This window comes from Achromobacter sp. 01N37 (assembly GCF_056399725.1).
In genome coordinates this window covers 156,418-173,316 of record NZ_JBFTRX010000010.1, presented here as the reverse complement: position 1 = coordinate 173,316, position 16,899 = coordinate 156,418, and the positions used below count along the sequence as shown (strand labels likewise).

General features: G+C 60.6%; 15 protein-coding genes. 12 read left to right on the top strand and 3 right to left on the bottom strand.

Annotated features, from left to right (window positions below):
- The first annotated feature begins 4 nt into the window (after window positions 1-4).
- From AC1DSJ_RS20885 to AC1DSJ_RS20875, 3 genes are all read left to right on the top strand, one after another.
- The gene (locus AC1DSJ_RS20885) at window positions 5-622 is read left to right on the top strand and encodes a TetR/AcrR family transcriptional regulator (RefSeq protein WP_441372053.1); all 618 of its coding nucleotides are present in this window, start codon (window positions 5-7) and stop codon (window positions 620-622) included.
- A gap of 81 nt (window positions 623-703) precedes the next feature.
- Window positions 704-1,813, top strand: a complete 1,110-nt coding sequence (locus tag AC1DSJ_RS20880; protein WP_427951208.1) for an efflux RND transporter periplasmic adaptor subunit — start codon at window positions 704-706, stop codon at window positions 1,811-1,813.
- Window positions 1,810-4,863, top strand: a complete 3,054-nt coding sequence (locus AC1DSJ_RS20875) for an efflux RND transporter permease subunit (protein WP_441372052.1) — start codon at window positions 1,810-1,812, stop codon at window positions 4,861-4,863. Before AC1DSJ_RS20880 ends, AC1DSJ_RS20875 begins: the two co-directional genes overlap by 4 nt.
- 13 nt (window positions 4,864-4,876) lie before the next feature.
- Here the strand turns inward: AC1DSJ_RS20875 and AC1DSJ_RS20870 are convergent, their stop codons facing one another.
- The gene (locus AC1DSJ_RS20870) at window positions 4,877-5,269 is read right to left on the bottom strand and encodes a PRC-barrel domain-containing protein (RefSeq protein WP_054428017.1); all 393 of its coding nucleotides are present in this window, start codon (window positions 5,267-5,269) and stop codon (window positions 4,877-4,879) included.
- Window positions 5,270-5,689: 420 nt separating this feature from the next.
- Here AC1DSJ_RS20870 and AC1DSJ_RS20865 point away from each other — a divergent pair, with 420 nt between their 5' ends.
- Together AC1DSJ_RS20865 and AC1DSJ_RS20860 are read left to right on the top strand one after the other, a co-directional pair.
- Entirely contained in the window at window positions 5,690-7,249 is a 1,560-nt protein-coding gene (locus AC1DSJ_RS20865) for a sensor domain-containing diguanylate cyclase (RefSeq protein ID WP_441372051.1), read from the top strand.
- A 298-nt stretch (window positions 7,250-7,547) separates the two neighbouring features.
- Window positions 7,548-8,978, top strand: coding sequence for an MltF family protein (locus AC1DSJ_RS20860; protein WP_175168522.1), 1,431 nt, complete (start codon window positions 7,548-7,550; stop codon window positions 8,976-8,978).
- A 146-nt stretch (window positions 8,979-9,124) separates the two neighbouring features.
- Here the strand turns inward: AC1DSJ_RS20860 and AC1DSJ_RS20855 are convergent, their stop codons facing one another.
- Window positions 9,125-10,018 carry a LysR family transcriptional regulator gene (locus tag AC1DSJ_RS20855; RefSeq protein WP_054428012.1) on the bottom strand — a complete coding sequence of 298 codons (894 nt, stop codon included), beginning with the start codon at window positions 10,016-10,018 and terminating at the stop codon, window positions 9,125-9,127.
- 143 nt (window positions 10,019-10,161) lie between these two features.
- Here AC1DSJ_RS20855 and AC1DSJ_RS20850 point away from each other — a divergent pair, with 143 nt between their 5' ends.
- The 7 genes from AC1DSJ_RS20850 (at window position 10,162) to AC1DSJ_RS20820 (ending at window position 16,704) form a co-directional block, all read left to right on the top strand.
- Complete coding sequence (locus tag AC1DSJ_RS20850; RefSeq protein ID WP_441372050.1) at window positions 10,162-11,097, top strand: 3-hydroxyacyl-CoA dehydrogenase family protein; 936 nt, start codon at window positions 10,162-10,164, stop codon at window positions 11,095-11,097.
- 124 nt (window positions 11,098-11,221) lie between these two features.
- On the top strand, window positions 11,222-11,812 hold the full coding sequence (locus tag AC1DSJ_RS20845) for a TRAP transporter small permease (protein WP_054428010.1): 591 nt from the start codon (window positions 11,222-11,224) through the stop codon (window positions 11,810-11,812).
- Window positions 11,809-13,080 carry a TRAP transporter large permease gene (locus AC1DSJ_RS20840; protein ID WP_342065705.1) on the top strand — a complete coding sequence of 424 codons (1,272 nt, stop codon included), beginning with the start codon at window positions 11,809-11,811 and terminating at the stop codon, window positions 13,078-13,080. The genes AC1DSJ_RS20845 and AC1DSJ_RS20840 overlap by 4 nt, the downstream gene beginning before the upstream one ends.
- A 72-nt stretch (window positions 13,081-13,152) precedes the next feature.
- Entirely contained in the window at window positions 13,153-14,145 is a 993-nt protein-coding gene (locus AC1DSJ_RS20835) for a TRAP transporter substrate-binding protein (protein WP_476760383.1), read from the top strand.
- 38 nt (window positions 14,146-14,183) lie between these two features.
- On the top strand, window positions 14,184-15,017 hold the full coding sequence (locus tag AC1DSJ_RS20830; protein ID WP_441372049.1) for an NAD-dependent epimerase/dehydratase family protein: 834 nt from the start codon (window positions 14,184-14,186) through the stop codon (window positions 15,015-15,017).
- 57 nt (window positions 15,018-15,074) lie between these two features.
- Entirely contained in the window at window positions 15,075-15,989 is a 915-nt protein-coding gene (locus tag AC1DSJ_RS20825; protein WP_441372048.1) for an SMP-30/gluconolactonase/LRE family protein, read from the top strand.
- Between the two features lie 193 nt (window positions 15,990-16,182).
- On the top strand, window positions 16,183-16,704 hold the full coding sequence (locus AC1DSJ_RS20820) for a lipid-binding SYLF domain-containing protein (RefSeq protein ID WP_175168528.1): 522 nt from the start codon (window positions 16,183-16,185) through the stop codon (window positions 16,702-16,704).
- A gap of 15 nt (window positions 16,705-16,719) precedes the next feature.
- Here AC1DSJ_RS20820 and AC1DSJ_RS20815 read toward each other — a convergent pair whose 3' ends face one another.
- Window positions 16,720-16,875 (bottom strand): hypothetical protein, encoded by a 156-nt coding sequence (locus AC1DSJ_RS20815; protein ID WP_441372047.1) that lies wholly within the window; start codon window positions 16,873-16,875, stop codon window positions 16,720-16,722.
- Window positions 16,876-16,899: the final 24 nt, after the last annotated feature.

The following is a 16,899-nucleotide window of genomic DNA, read 5'->3' as shown; positions in this document are numbered from 1 at the left end:
TCCCATGAACAAGACCACCTCTTATCCCGTTTCCCCCCGCGGCCCGGCGGACCATGATGTGCGCGATCAGATCGTGACGGCGGCCACTGAGCATTTCAGTCTGTACGGGTATGAAAAAACGACCGTATCCGACCTTGCCAAGGCCATTGGCATTTCCAAGGCCTACATCTATAAGTTCTTCGTTTCCAAGCAAGCCATTGGCGAGATGATTTGCGCCAACTGCTTGCGCGAAATTGAGGCAGAGGTCAGGGCGGCAGTGGAAGAGGCCGACCGGCCCCCCGAGAAGCTTCGCCGCATGTTTAAAGCCATTGTGGAGGCGAGCCTGCGGCTGTTTTTCCGGGATCGCAAGCTCTACGAGATTGCAGCGTCCGCAGCCACCGAGAACTGGCAGTCGGCCGTCGCCTATGAAGACCGCATCCGGAAGCTGCTTCAAGACATCTTGCAGGAAGGGCGCCAGTCTGGGGATTTCGAGCGCAAAACGCCGCTGGACGAAACGTCGACGGCGATCTTCCTGGTCATGCGGCCGTACCTCAATCCGCTGATCTTGCAGCACAGCTTCGACTACACCGATGAAGCGCCTGCTCAACTGTCCAGCCTGATCCTTCGTAGCCTGTCCCCGTAAGAAAATTGTATTGTGACCGTTGACTAATATGGTCACTAGAACCAAAATGGGAGCCCTGTTCATTTCGTCGATGGGACTCCCATGCTCCGGCGCCTTTCTATTTCCACCGCCATCTGCTCGTTGCCGCTTGTGCTGGCCGCGTGCGGTGACACCTCTCAAACCGATCCGCGCACGGAAGCGCCGTTAGTACGGGTAGCCGTCGTTCAAGGGGCGGGGGCTGTGGAGCGCTCGTTCACGGGGGCCGTGGCGGCCCGGGTGCAAAGTGATTTGGGGTTTCGTGTTTCGGGCAAGGTGCTCGAACGGCTGGTCGACACGGGTCAAACCGTCAAACGGGGTCAGCCGCTGATGCGCATTGACCCTGTCGACTTGAAACTGGCCGCACAAGCGCAGCAAGAAGCCGTGACGGCGGCGCGGGCGCGCGCGCAGCAAACCGCACAGGACGAACTTCGTTATCGCGATCTGCGGGGAACGGGCGCCATATCGGCCTCTGCCTACGACCAGATCAAAGCCGCGTCCGATTCCGCCAGCGCTCAGCTCAAGGTGGCGCAGGCGCAGGCAGAAGTCGCCCGCAACGCGATGCGGTACACGGAGCTGTTGGCCGATGCGGACGGCGTCATCATCGACACGCTGGCTGAACCTGGCCAGGTGGTCAGTACCGGGCAGGTGGTGGTTCGTTTGGCGCATGCAGGCAGCCGCGAAGCCATTGTCCAGTTGCCGGAAACCCTGCGCCCCGAAGTGGGCTCCACCGGCCAAGCGACGCTTTTTGGCAAGGAGGGGGTGACGGCGCCGACGACGCTTCGGCAACTTTCTGACGCCGCAGACCGCCTGACCCGCACGTTCGAAGCCCGATATGTGCTTGAAGGGGCACTCGCCAACGCCCCGCTGGGAACGACCGTCACGATCCAGATCTCGAATGGCGCTTCCTCGGCGCTTAGCGCCGTGCAGGTGCCCATGGGTTCCTTGTTCGATGCGGGCGCCAGCCCGGGGGTGTGGGTCATCAAAGGCGAGCCAGCCAAAGTCACCTGGCAGCCGGTCACGGTTCAACGGCTGGAGGACGATAGCGCCCGGGTGACCGGGGAGCTCAAGCCGGGAGACAAGATCGTCGCGCTTGGCGCCCATCTGTTGCGCGAAGGCGAATTGGTGCGGGTCGGGGGCCAGGCCACTTCCGCCGCCGCGGGAGCGCGTCCGTGAGCGAAGGCCGTTTCAACTTATCCGCGCTCGCCGTACGTGAACGCTCTGTCACCCTGTTTCTGATTTGCCTGATATCGCTGGCGGGGCTCATTTCTTTCTTCAAGCTGGGCCGTGCCGAAGACCCTGCGTTTACGGTCAAGGTGATGACCATCGTCACGGCCTGGCCGGGCGCCACCGCGCAAGAAATGCAGGATCAAGTCGCCGAGAAGATCGAAAAGCGCATGCAGGAATTGCGCTGGTATGAGCGCACCGAAACCTATACCCGACCTGGGCTGGCGTTCACGACGCTAACCCTGCTTGACAGCACGCCGCCATCGGAAGTGCCGGAGCAGTTCTATCAGGCCCGCAAGAAGGTAGGGGACGAGGCCGCCAGCCTACCCCCAGGCGTGATCGGCCCCATGGTCAACGATGAATATGCCGACGTCACGTTTGCGCTGTTTGCGCTCAAGGCCAAGGGCGAGCCGCAACGCATGTTGGTACGCGAGGCCGAGACGATGCGCCAGCGGCTGCTGCACGTGGCCGGTGTGAAGAAAGTCAACATCATTGGCGAGCAGGCCGAACGCATCTATGTCGAGTTCTCGCATGAGCGGCTGGCCACGCTGGGCCTCAGTCCGCAAGATGTGTTTGCTGCGCTCAATAGCCAGAATGCCTTGACGCCCGCGGGCTCGGTGGAAACCAAAGGCCCGCAGATATTCATTCGGCTTGATGGCGCCTTCGACGAGCTGCAGAAGATCCGCGATACGCCGGTGATGGCCAATGGCCGCACGCTGAAACTGTCGGATATCGCTAACGTCGAACGCGGATATGAAGACCCGTCGACGTTCATGATTCGCAACGGCGGTGAACCCGCCTTGCTGTTGGGCATTGTGATGCGCGACGGTTGGAACGGATTGGATCTGGGCAAGGCGCTTGACCGTGAGGTAGGCGCCATCAATGCCGAAATGCCGTTGGGAATGAGCCTCTCGAAGGTGACAGACCAAGCCGTGAACATCAGTTCGGCGGTCGACGAATTCATGATCAAGTTCTTCGCCGCGCTGCTCGTGGTGATGCTGGTGTGCTTTGTCAGCATGGGGTGGCGCGTGGGGATCGTCGTTGCGGCCGCCGTGCCGCTGACGCTGGCGGTCGTCTTCATTGTGATGGCGGCAACGGGCAAGAATTTTGACCGCATTACGTTGGGCTCACTGATCCTGGCGCTTGGGTTGCTCGTGGACGACGCCATCATCGCCATTGAAATGATGGTCGTGAAAATGGAAGAGGGCTTCAGCCGACTGGCGGCCTCGGCCTATGCGTGGAGCCATACCGCGGCGCCCATGCTGTCTGGCACGCTGGTCACTGCCGTGGGCTTCATGCCCAATGGTTTTGCGCCGTCTACCGCCGGGGAATACACCAGCAATATGTTCTGGATCGTCGGCATTGCGCTGATCGCATCCTGGGTGGTCGCGGTGGTGTTCACGCCGTACTTGGGGGTCAAGCTGCTGCCCGAGATGAAAAAGGTGCAGGGCGGTCACGATGCGCTCTACAACACGCCGCGATACAACCGCTTTCGTCGGGTGCTTGCGCGCGTCATCGCCCGCAAGTGGCTGGTCGCCGGGGCGGTGGTTGGCCTTTTCGTTTTATCGGTGCTTGGCATGGGCGTGGTGAAGAAGCAGTTCTTCCCGATTTCTGACCGCCCCGAAGTGCTGGTCGAAGTGCAGATGCCCTATGGCACATCCATCGCTCAGACCAGTGCCGCGACCGCCAAGGTGGAAGCGTGGCTGGCCCAACAGGAAGAATCGAAAATCGTCACCGCCTACGTCGGCCAGGGGGCGCCGCGTTTCTATCTGGCCATGGGGCCGGAGCTGCCGGATCCCTCGTTCGCCAAGATCGTGATCCGTACAGATAGCCAAGACGCGCGGGACGCATTGAAGATGCGCTTGCGCCAGGCCATAGCGGGGGGGCTCGCATCCGAGGCCCGAGTGCGTGTCACTCAACTCGTATTCGGTCCATATTCGCCATTCCCGGTGGCCTATCGGGTTACCGGTCATGACGTCAATACGCTGCGTGGCATTGCGGCTGACGTGCAGCAGGTGTTGGCGGCCAGCCCGATGATGCGTACCGTGAACGCTGATTGGGGCACGCGCACCCCGACCATGCATTTCACCTTGCAGCAAGATCGTTTGCAGGCGTTGGGCCTGACGTCCAGCGCGGTGGCGCAGCAGCTGCAATTCTTGCTAAGCGGGGTGACGGTCACCGCAGTCCGTGAGGACATCCGCTCGGTGCAGGTGGTGGCTCGCGCTGCCGGCGGCATCCGGCTTGAACCGGCCAAGATTGCGGACTTCACCTTGGCGGGCGCCAATGGGCAGCGCATCCCGCTGTCGCAAGTGGGCGTGGTGGATGTGCGCATGGAAGAACCGATCATGCGCCGCCGCGATCGCACGCCTACGATTACCGTGCGCGGCGATATTGCCGATGGCCTGCAACCGCCGGATGTGTCCGCCGCCATCACCCAGCAGCTACAGCCCATCATGGACAAACTGCCAAGCGGCTACCGCATTGATCAGGCCGGGTCGATTGAAGAGTCAGGCAAAGCGACCAAAGCCATGCTGCCGCTATTTCCCATCATGCTTGCGATCACCCTGATCATCATCATCTTTCAGGTGCGGTCGATCTCGGCAATGGTCATGGTGTTTCTGACCAGCCCGCTTGGCTTGATTGGCGTGGTGCCAACGTTGATTCTCTTTCAGCAGCCCTTCGGCATCAACGCGCTGGTCGGCTTGGTGGCACTGTCAGGCATTCTGATGCGCAACACCTTGATCCTGATTGGACAGATCCACCACAACGAGCAAGAGGGCCTGGACCCGTTCCATGCGGTCGTCGAAGCGACGGTGCAGCGAGCGCGCCCGGTTGTCTTGACGGCGCTGGCGGCCATTCTGGCGTTTATTCCGCTGACCCATTCCGTCTTCTGGGGAACGCTGGCTTACACGCTGATTGGCGGCACGCTGGCGGGAACCGTTCTGACGTTGGTATTCCTGCCAGCCATGTACTCCATCTGGTTCAAGATCCAACGCTAGCCGCCCGCTGGCCCTATTTCATGTACTTGAACTCGGGCAGCGCCTTCAGCGTGTCCTTGGTTGCCTCCGGCAGCACCAACTGATCGTCGGCGACCTGCATTTGTGCCAAGGGCACCGTGACCAGGTGATTACCCACGCCGAGTATGCCGCCGACCGACAGGACGGCGTACGGCACCCAATCCGGAGGCCCCAGGATCAGGTCGTCGACGGTGCCGATCTTTTCCTTCTTGCTGTTGTAGACGGTGGAGCCGCTCATCTTCGATGCGCGGTATCCCGCGTCCACCTTCGCAACATCCACGCGGACTTCAGTTACCGACTGCGGCGCGCCCTGCGCCAACGCGGCCGGCACGTTTGAAAAGACGCCCAGCAGGACGGCCAAGCCTAACAATGCAGTTTTTTCGCTCATCGCGGATCTCCTTTGGAATGTTGCCTTCGGCACGTTGTATTGCGCGCGGCAGTGGTCCTCCGCGTAACGGAAGGACGATGACTGCAGAGTGGGCCAGATGGGGTCCCCCCGCGGGGGCCGTGGCTGAGGCTCTGCTCAGCAAGCCTTATGCCTAAGGGCAGCGCATTCCGCTCGTAAGTGCGGCGTGGCGGCCACACCTTCCAAAACGATGCTGTTTCCGTGCGGATCGTGACAAAATGTCAGGCACGTGCAACCCGGCGGTACCGGTGAATGCCGTATTGATCAGGCCCTGAAATGCCCGTTACCGGTGATCCGTATGTAACCCCACCCCCTGGCGATCGCGCGGACGGCGCGCAATGTGAACCTGACGGCTCGCTAGCCCGGTTGGCGCGCTTGGCCCGGCGGCTGTTTAGTGTAGACATGGCCATCCTTGCGTGCACCGATGCAGATGCTGCATGGCAGGCGGTGGACGGCACGCCACCCGCGGACTCCCAACCCTGGTCCATCGAATGCCCGGTGCGCGCCGCCGATGGGCGCCTGCTTGGCGGTTTGCGACTGCTGCACGGGCAAGCGCGCGACGTTACGGATGAAGACAGCCAGGCCTTGAAAGACCTGGCTGGCTTGGCGGCCACGGCGATCGAACAGCGCCATGCGCTGTCGGGCGAGCGCGAGGGCGAAGACCCCTGGCGCGAAGAGGCCCGAAAGCTGTCGCTGGCCATCGCGGGCAGCGGCACGGGCGTCTGGGATCGCAATGTGGTGACAGGTGAAATCACCTATTCGCCCGGCTGGAAGGCCTTGCTTGGCTATTCTGAATCGGAGCTGACGACGCGCATCGAAGACGCCTACACCCGCCTGCACCCTGACGACCTGAACTACGTGCGCGCCGTCATGCAGGACCATTTCGACGGCAAGACCGACAGCTACGAAGTTGAGCACCGTATCCGTTGCAAAGACGGCAGCTACAAGTGGATTTGCAGCCGCGGCAAGGTGATCAGCCGGGACAACGCGGGCAAGGCGCTGCGGATGATGGGCACCACCACCGACATCAGCGCGGTGCGCGCCATGTCCGAGCGGCTTAAACAGACGGCCGACCTTGTCGTCAACCTCACCGACGCCGTACCTGGCCTGGTCTTCCAGTGTTGGTCGGCGCCCGAGGGCGGCTCGTTGTTTTCGTATGTCAGCGCTGGCATCTGGGACATGTTCGAACTCACCGCCGACGATGTGCGCGCCAGCACCACCGCGATCGAACAGCGCATCCACCCCGAAGACCTGGCCGCCTATCGCGCGTCGTTGCAGAAAGCAGCCGCTGCGCTGACGCCCTGGCACATGGAGTTTCGCGTTTGCCTGCCGGTGCAGGGCGTGCGGTGGCGGCAGGGCGACGCCAGCCCGCGGCGGGACGCCGACAGTGGCGTGGTGTGGCACGGGTTCGTCACGGATATCACCGACCGCAAGCGCGCTGAACTCGAACTGCGCGAGCTCGCCGCCACGGACGCGCTGACGACCTTGCCCAACCGGCGCCATTTCATGTCGCGCATCGCCGCAGAACTCACGCGTATCAAGGGCCACGGCGGCCTGGGGTCGGCGGTGCTGATGTGCGACCTGGACCACTTCAAGCACATCAACGACACCTGGGGCCACGCCATCGGCGATGGGGTGCTCCAGCATTTTGCGAATATGCTGCGCGCCCAGTTGCGCGACACCGATCTGGTGGGGCGCATCGGCGGCGAGGAGTTCGCCGTCGTGCTGCCCGATACCGACATCGAACACGCACACCTGTTCGCCCGAAACGTACAGCGCCAGATCGCCGATACGCCGTACTCATCGGGCGGGCGGCACATACCGCTGACGGTCAGCATCGGCATTTCCGCGCTGCATACGAAGGACGAGGATGCAGAGCTGGCGCTCAGCCGCAGTGACCGCGCGCTGTATTACGCCAAGCAACGGGGACGCAATCGGATTGAATCGGTGTCTTATCGATAGCACGACCCGGCGGGGCCTGGTTATGGGGCAAGGGCGGCTTTTCGAAGACTGGACAACGTTGCTCCCACGCATTCATGGTGAAAGCCCTAAGCCGCGCCCACCGTGACGGCGTGCGCTAGCAGGATGCTTCAGCGAGGTCGCCACAATAAATGTGAATCGCGGTGTCAGACTGCAATATCATTTTGAAATTGCAGTCTGACACGCTATGCGGCGGGCAATTCCAAATTGCAGTCTGACACGTTATTCCTGGGGTTTGCTTGACGAGATAGCTTCATCGTTCCCACGCTTCGGAGGCGCCATGTCGTTCCGTCTAATTGCGCTGGCGCTGTCCGCATGTTTGCCTTTCGTATCCGCAGGCGTGTCCCACGCGGCCGATCCGCCATCCAAGACCGATCCCCTGACGCTGGCCTATAACATCAAGCCTTGGACGGGCGACCTGGACGGGATGATTCAGCGCCGGCAGATCCGCGTGCTGGTGCCCTACAACAGAACCCTTTATTTTCTGGACCAGGGCGGCACCCAGCGCGGCATCATTGCTGAAATGATGACGGCGTTCGATAACGACTTGAACCGACAACTGAAGAACAAGAACGTCCGGGTTCACGTTGTCTTTCTGCCCACGTCCCGAGAACGTCTGATCCCGGATTTGCTGGCAGGAAAAGGCGACATCATCGCCGCCAATCTAACGGTGACTGAAGAACGTCAGAAGCAAGTGGACTTCAGTACGCCCCTGGCAAAGGGCGTGCCCGAAATCATCGTCGCTGCGCCCGGTGCGCCGGCGTTGACATCGCTGGACGACCTTGCCGGGCAGGAACTCTTCATTAACCCCGCCAGCAGCTATTACGGCAGCGTCAAAAAGCTGAACACGGATTTGGAAGCCAGGGGCTTGAAGCCCGCCATCGTCCGCGATGCGCCTGGCGTGTTCGAAACCGACGACATTCTGGAAATGGTCAGTGCTGACTTGGTGAAGTACACCGTGTCGGACCGCTATCTGGCGAATTTCTGGAAGCAGATATTTCCGCAGATACGGGTGTATGAAAACCTGGAAGTGGCTACGGGCAATGACATCGCCTTCGCCTTCCGGAAGGGTTCGCCCAAGCTGGCCGCCACGCTGAATCCCTTCATGGAGAAGAACCGCGTTGGCACGTCTTTCGGCAACCAGCAACTGACCAAGTACTTGAAGTCCGTTCAGTGGGTGGAGGGCGCGACGGACCCGAAGGAAATCGATAAATTCCACCGGTTGGCAGAGTTCTTCCGCAAGTACAGCGATCAGTACAGCATTGACTGGCTGTTGATGATGGCGCAGGGCTATCAGGAGTCGCGGCTGGATCAACAGGCCAAGAGTTCGGTGGGCGCGGTGGGTGTCATGCAGATCATGCCCGCCACGGGCAAAGACCTGGACGTGGGAGACATCCGCCGAGAAGAAGAGAACATTCACGGCGGCGTGAAATACATCCGTTTCATGATTGACCAGTACTACGCCAAAGAGCCCATGACGGAACTGAACAAGGGCCTGTTCGCGTTTGCTGCCTATAACGCCGGACCCGGACGGATCAGTCAGCTGCGCAAGGAAGCTGCCGAAAAAGGACTGGACCCGAACGTGTGGTTCGACAACGTGGAACGCGTCGCCGCCCAGCGCATCGGCCGGGAAACCGTTCAGTATGTCAGCAACATCTACAAGTACTACATCGCCTATTCGCTCGTGCGGGCGCAGGGCGCTGCGAACTAAGGTGTCTGACTGAAAATTAAGCAGTCAGACTGCAATATCACTCAGCGGGTTGCCCTGGATGTCGACGACGGCAGACGGTGCGGGCATGATTGCGACGACAGCACGACAGCAAGTCGCCCTTGAAACGCGATGTTCAATGCGGCGAATCAGTCCGCACTTGCCGCTTCCCGCAACGCGCCGATGAGCAACTCGGCCGGTCTGGACAGCGAGCGGCCCGCCCGCCGCAAGATGCCGATGTATCGATACAGCGGAGGATCTTCGATCGCAATGCGCCGCAGGCGCGTGGTGTCGTCTCCTCGCACCACCAGCTCTGAAAGGATGGCCACCCCGAGCCCCTGCGCCGCCATCGCCGTGATGGTCGAGTTATAGACGGCCTCGTATGCCGCGGGCAGCGAAATCTTGTTCTTGTCGGCCGCGGCCTCAATGTGCATGCGGATGCTGCTTTCCCTGACCGGCAGAATAAGCGGCGGGCCGGCCAGGTCCTTGAATTTCACCGAGTTCCGCTTCGTCCACGGGTAATCCGGCGCCACAAAGGCGCAGAAGCGGTCGGTCATCAACTTCTCCCAGACCAGCTCCGGATCGCGTTTAACCGGGCTGCCAACACCAAAATCGACCTCTCCGTTTCGGATCATGTAGGTCAGGCGAGCGGCCACGGTGTCTCGGATACGGACGGTAATGCGGGGGTAGTCGCGATTCAGCCGATGAATCGCACGGGGCAATAGGCCCGCAGCCACCGACGGCAGGGCCGCCACCGTCACGGTGCCACGGTCGGGATCGGTTGCCTCTCGGGCATGGGTGACCAGGTCTTCAATTTCAGCGACTAAGCGTTCGATTCGCGGGAACAGTTCCTGGCCATGCGGCGTCAGCGTCACGCTTCTGCGATTGCGGTCGAACAGTTCCGTGCGCAAGTGCTTTTCAAGCTGCTGGATCTGGATGGTCAGCGCCGACTGGGAGATGTGCAGTTCGTAGGCGGCCCGGGTGAAGTTTCCCAGGCGGGCGATCGCGAGGAAGGCGCGCAACTGCTTGAGATCACCCAGCATTACCAGTCTCCGTGTTGGCACGCCAACTGACGAACTATTGATATTTTTGAAAACTCTATTCGTTTCTTTGAATTTTACCAATCGCTACCGCCTCTGTAAATTGTGGTGCAGCAGTTGACCAGGCACCTAACCAGGAACAAGCGATGAGCAGCATCAAAAAAGTGGTGGTGGTGGGCGGTGGAACCATGGGTTGCGCGGTGGCCGCCATGTTCAATGTGGCGGGGTGGCGCGTCCATGTTGTCGAGTCGGATGCGGCGGCGCGGCTTGCCTTGCCCGGAAAAGTGGAAGCTGCCGCGCAGGCGCTTGGCGCCGATGGGCGTCAATCACCGCCATCCATTCATAGTGCGCTGATCCATGTGGACTGGGCCGATGTCGATATCGTCATTGAATGCGTATTCGAGGATCTCGCACTCAAGCAGGCAGTCTTTGCCGAACTTGAAACGCTGTGCCCAGCCCCGATTCCACTGACCAGCAATTCATCGAGCTTTCCCATCAGCCAGATCGCGAAAGGCCTGGCGACCCAGAGCCGGATGCTCGGGCTGCACTTTTTCATGCCCGCCCATCTTGTGCCGGCGGTGGAGGTGGTTTGCAGCGAGGCGTCCGATGCRTCGACCGCCGATGACGTCAGCGCCATCATGCTGGCGGTCGGCAAAAAGCCGATCCGCGTCAAGCGCGATATCCCGGGTTTTCTGGCCAACCGTATTCAGCATGCGCTGATGCGCGAGGCAATCGCTCTCGTCGAAGAGGGCTTCGCCTCGGCGCAAGACGTAGACGCTGCCGTGCGCTATGGGTTCGGCTTTCGGTACATCGCGGCCGGCCCGCTGCTGCAAAAAGATCTGGCGGGTATCGACATCCATTGCGCGGCGGCGACGACGATGTATCCGTACTTGCGTACCGACCAGGAGCCCAGCGCCTACATGCGCAAACTGGTCGCCAACGGCGACATCGGCGTGAAATCGCCCTCGTTGCGCGGCTTCTACCAATGGACGCCCGAGCAAGTGGCGGTCGAACAGAAACGTTACGAAACGGCACTGCTGAAAGCCGCGCGAATTCTGGCGGATGAAGAGGTGGCCCACTGACACCCCATATCCAGCAAGCGCGGAATTCATAAACGACGCCAACAATAAAAATCTGCAATGCAGTTCCCTGCCAAAAACAAAGGGGAGAGGTGATGAGACAAGACAAGCAACACGGGGAGGCACGATGAACGAACACTCTGCATCCCACAGCACGTTCCGGGCGGTGCAACGAACCATGGAGTCCATCAACAACGCCGCAGAAAAAGTCGCCGGGCTTTTTCTCTTCGGCATGATCGTTGCCGTTTCCATTTCTGTTTTAGCCCGGCTGCTTTACACCTACACCGGCATCTCGGTGTCCACGCCATGGGCCGAAGAGCTCGCGCGCTTCCTGATGGTCGGAAGCGTCTTCATTGGCGGCGCGGTGGCCGCCTACCACCTGCGCCTGATCGGGGTCGACGTCTTTGCCAGCCTGGTCCCCGAGCGGCTTGCCCGCTGGCTGCGGTTTGTGTCCCATCTGCTGACCCTGGCGCTGGCGGTGCTGCTGGTATGGAAATCCACACGGCTGATTGAACTGGGCATGAAGCAATGGTCGCCCGCGATGGAAATGCCCATGGCCTATGTCTATGCATGTATGGCGATCGGCTGCCTGCTCATGTGTGCGAACACCCTCACCAATGCGGCCAAAGAGCTGCTGAATGTGGAATCGCCACAACGTGAATCAGCGGAAATGGAAGAGGCCATGGAAATCAAGAACAGTGTCGAGGGGGCAATATGATTCTCGTGCTTGGCTTGTCGTTTTTTCTGATCATGCTGATCGGCGCGCCGATCATGACCGCGCTGGGGCTATCTGCGGCGATGGCATTGCAATCGGGTGACCGGTCGCTACTGATGGTGGTGCAGATGGCCTTCCAGGCGCTGGATTCATTCAGCCTGATGGCCGTGCCATTCTTCATTCTTGCGGGCCATCTCATGCAGTCGGGCGGCGTGGCGCGAAGGCTGGTTCAGTTGGCCAATGCGTTCGTCGGCTGGATTCGAGGCGGCTTGGGCGCCGTCGCCGTGCTCACGTCCTTGCTGTTTGCCACCGTGTCCGGGTCGTCGTCCGCAACCACTGCGGCAATTGGCTCGGTGCTGATCCCCGAAATGGAGAAAAAGGGCTATCCACGAGCCTTCGCCGCATCGATTGCGGCGTCGTCCGGGGAACTGGGGGCCATCATCCCGCCTTCCATTCCCATGGTCGTCTATGCGCTGACGGCAAATGTCTCGGTCGGTGCGCTGTTTATCGCGGGCATTCTGCCGGGGCTCTTGATTGCCTTGTCGCTGATCCTGACGGTTTGCGTGATCGCCAGCATCAAAGGCTTTGACGCCGTGCGTGTGATGAGCCTGAAGGACTGGACAACTGGCGTGCTGACGGCCTTGCGGGACGCGATGTTGGCGCTGATGATGCCCGTCATTATTCTCGGCGGCATCTATGGCGGCTTGTTCACGCCTACCGAGGCATCCTGCGTTGCGGTGCTCTACGGCCTGGCGCTGGGGATGTTCGTCTACAAGGAAATCACCCTCAAGAATTTGCCCACCATCTTCGGCCGGGCCGCGGTGATGTCCGCGATCATCTTGCTGATCGTCGCTTTTGCCGCGGTGTTTGCCTACCTGCTGACCATCAACCAGGTGCCGCAGCGCGTTGCCGCCATGCTGGGTTCGATGACCACCAACCCCATCGTTTTCCTGCTGCTGGTGAACGTCATGTTGTTCGTCGTTGGCATGTTCATCGAAGCGCTGGCGGCAATCCTGATCATTGTGCCGATCCTGGCGCCCATCAGCGTGGCCTTCGGCATCGACCCGATTCATTTCGGCATGATCGTGATCACCAACCTGGCAGTTGGAATGGTGACGCCGCCAGTGGGCGTGAATCTGTTCGTGGTGTGCGAGGTTGCCCAGCTGAAGATGCATCAGTTGGCCCGCTACCTGGTCCTCTTCCTGGCGGTGTTGGTCGTGGACATCATGATCATTTCGTACGTGCCAATCCTCAGTACCGCGTTTCTGTAGGCAGCAGCACCGGGCCGCCGCCCGGTGCGAACTAAAAAAATCATAAATCTGGAAGTCACCCAGGAGACAAAAATGAGCATGCTCAAGAAGATCATTGGTACGGGAGCCATCAGCCTGTTGCTGCTGTCGGCGCCCACTCATGCATTGAACATGGATGTGGGGCACACACTGACCACGGACAGCCCGTTCCACGTCGGCACGCAGAAATTTGCCGATATCCTCAAAGAGAAATCGAACGGCAAGATCAACGTCACGGTGTTCCCGCACTCACAGTTGGGCGGGGAACTCACGATGATTCAAGGCGCCGTGGCCGGCGCGACGGACCTGTTTGTTACCGGGCAACCTGCCCTGAACAATGTGGTGAAAGAGTTCCTGGTTTTTGACACACCGTTTCTGTTCGACAACGTCCAGCAGGCCAATGAGATCCTGGCCGGACCCGTTGGCGACAAGTTCATGGCCATCCTTCCCAAGTATGGCCTTGTCGGCCTGGGCTGGTTTTCCGCCATTGAACGCAACGTCTTTGGCAACCGTGCCATCAATTCCGCTGGCGACTTGAAAGGCATGAAAATCCGCGTTATCCAGTCGCCGGGATACGTCGAAAGCTACAAGACCCTGGGCGCACAGGCCACCCCGATGGCGTATTCCGAGCTGTACCTGGCGCTGCAGCAGAAGGTGATCGACGRCGGCGAGACCACCCCGGATCAATTCGTGTCGGACAAGTTCATCGAGGTGTCCAAGTACTTCAACATGACGCACATCAATATCCATCCGGCGCTGCTGGTCATGTCGAAGACGCGTTGGGATTCCCTTTCCGAGAACGACCGGAAAATCGTGAAGGAGTCTGCCGATGAAGCCATGGCCTATGCCCGCGACTATTACAAGAAGGTCTACGACGACGGGATGAAGACCATGGCGGCAAAGGGCGTCACGGTGGTTCATCCGAGCGACATTGACTCCTTGGTGCAGGCAACCCGGCCCGTGGTGAAAAAGCTGGTCGGCGATGCGCCAGGCGGCCAGGCGCTCTATGACGCCGTGATCGAAGCCAAAGCCAACACCAAAAAATGATCCATGACTCCGCCCCGCCGGAAAAAACAGGAAAGCCGATGACTCATTTCAACCAACCTGAAAACCTGCGGGTGCTGATCACGGGCGCGGCAGGGAACATAGGCAAATGCCTGCGCGCACATCTGCGCGGCCGCTATGCCTTGCTGCGCCTGGCCGATATTGCCGAACAGGAACCCGCGCAAGCGGGCGAGGAAATCTGCACGATCGATGTGCGCGACATGGATTCGGTTGCGCGCTGCATGGAGGGCATCGATTGCGTCGTCCACCTGGCCGGGATTCCCGGCGTGGACACCTGGGACAAGATTCTGCCGATGAACATCGACGGCTGCTACAACGTGTTCGAGGCGGCTCGCCGCCAACACGTGCCGCGCGTCATTTTCGCCAGTTCGAACCATGCCGTGGGGTACCACCGCAGGGAAAAATTTCTGGACAACACTGTGGAACCCCGGCCGGACTCGCTGTACGGCGTCTCGAAAGTGTTTGGCGAGGCCCTGGGCAGGATGTATGCCGACAAGTACGGCATGTCGATTGCCTGCCTGCGCATCGGCACATTCCGCACGCCCGACCGCCCAAGCGAAGCACGCCAGCTCCTGACCTGGCTCAGCCACCGGGACATGGCGCAGTTGGCGCGCCGCTGCATCGAGCACGAGTCCTATCACTTCGTTGTGGTCTATGGCGCATCGAACAACCTGCGCAACCGGTGGGACAACTCCAACGTCAAATTCCTGGGGTACGAGCCGCAAGACGACTCCGAAGTTTTCGCCGCGGAAATACTCGCCCAGAACGTACCCGAGGACCCCATCGCCGCCCAGTTCCATGGCGGCTTCTATTGCCCCCTGGAGTTCGTTGGCACGACCGACCGCATTTCTTGAGCGGCCCGCGTAGAAATCGTTGCCGTCCACCAGTCATCAACCAGTTGCCGGGAAACCATGTACGCCGCACCGCCTGCCATTCAAGCCGAAGTCTTTGCCCGCCTGCCCGACGCCTTCCGCAAGCCGGAAGGCACGTCCGAGTGGCATCGCTACCAGCCGGGAAACCAGCCGCCTCATTCCCTGCTGGAGGGTCCGTCTTTTGACGCACAAGGGCGTCTGTATTGCGTGGATGTGCCTTGGGGCCGCGTGTTCCGGGTGGACGCGCAGGGCGGGTTCGAATTGATCGCCGAATACGACGGCGAACCCAATGGCCTGAAGATCCACCGGGACGGGCGCATCTTCATTGCGGACTATGCGCGCGGCATCATGCAGCTTGATCCCGAAACGGGCAAGGCAACGCCCGTGCTTGAACGGGTGCACCTTGAGCGTCTGAAGGCGGTGAACGACCTGGTGTTCGCGTCTAACGGCGATCTGTATTTCACCGATCAAGGGCTGACCGGCTGGCACGACCAGACCGGCCGGGTATTCCGGCGTCGGGCCGACGGCCGTGTCGATTGCCTGTTGGACAATATCCCCAGCCCCAACGGTCTGGTGCTGGACCCCAGCGAGTCGGTGCTCTATGTGGCGGTAACGCGGGCAAATGCCATCTGGCGCGTCCCGCTCACTCGCGAGGGGCAGGTGACCAAAGTCGGAACCTTCATCCAGATGTCTGGCGGCGGCGGGCCGGACGGCCTGGCCATCGATGAAGACGGCAATCTGGCCGTGGCGCATGTGGGGCTGGGCGCGGTCTGGTTGTTCAGCAACCGGGGCGAGCCCATGTTGCGCATCAATTCGCCGCTCGGGGCATTGACGACCAATGTTGCCTTCGGCGGCCCGGACCGCAAAACGCTATACATCACCGAGTCCGAGTCAGGGTCCATCCTGCGCGCCCCGATGCCCACCGCGGGCCGGGTCATGTATTCGGGTGTTTGAAGCCCTTGGTTGGCATCAAATGGCAAGCTTGCCCTGAGACGTACGTATAGAGTACGTCGCGCTACGGCCAGCCACGCACACACATCGTTGGCGGAGCGCGCGTACAACCAAATCAGGGTTTTCCAAGTTCATGGCAAGTCATAAAAAGCTGAAATCTTTTCGACGCCCGTTTGCGCGTTGCCTGCGGTCGGCCTTGCTAGCGTTCGCCGCCTTGCTGCTGCCACCAGGCGTGGCCTTCGCCGATTCTGCACTCGCGATTCGCAATGAATCCGCCAATGCGCTGAAGCACCTTTACGCAGTCGAACCCAGCACGAAAGAACTGGGCGACAAAGCGGTGGCCGTCTTGGTTTTTCCCAAGATCTATAAAGCGGGCTTCGTGGTGGGCGGCGAGCATGGGCAAGGCGCCTTGTTCAAGGGCAAGGAGCCTATCGGTTACTACGAAATCTCTGCGGTGTCCTTGGGGCTTCAAGCCGGCGCCCAGACCTTTGGCTATGCGCTTTTCTTCATGAACCAGAAGTCGCTGAACTATCTGGAGAAGAGTGACGGCTGGGCGTTGGGCAGTGGCCCCAGCCTGGTGGCTTGGGATAAATCCATCGCTTCCACCTTGTCGACGACAACCTTGTCTCAGGAAGTGTTTGCCGTGCCCTTCGGCGCACAAGGGTTGATGGCGGGTATGGGGCTTGAGGGCTCGAAGATTACCCATATCCGCCCCTGAGGCCCGGCGTCTGCGTCAGACGGCTTTCATGGGCAGGCCTGCGCAAGGCAATCGCAGCAACCGCTGCCGCAGCCGCAGCAGCAGCAGCAGCCGCAGCAGCAGCAGCAGCCGGCGCAGCGTTATGCCGCCAACGATATGAACATTTATCCACACCTGGTGGCCTGCGAGCATTGCGACAGCGTGTACCGGCGTTGC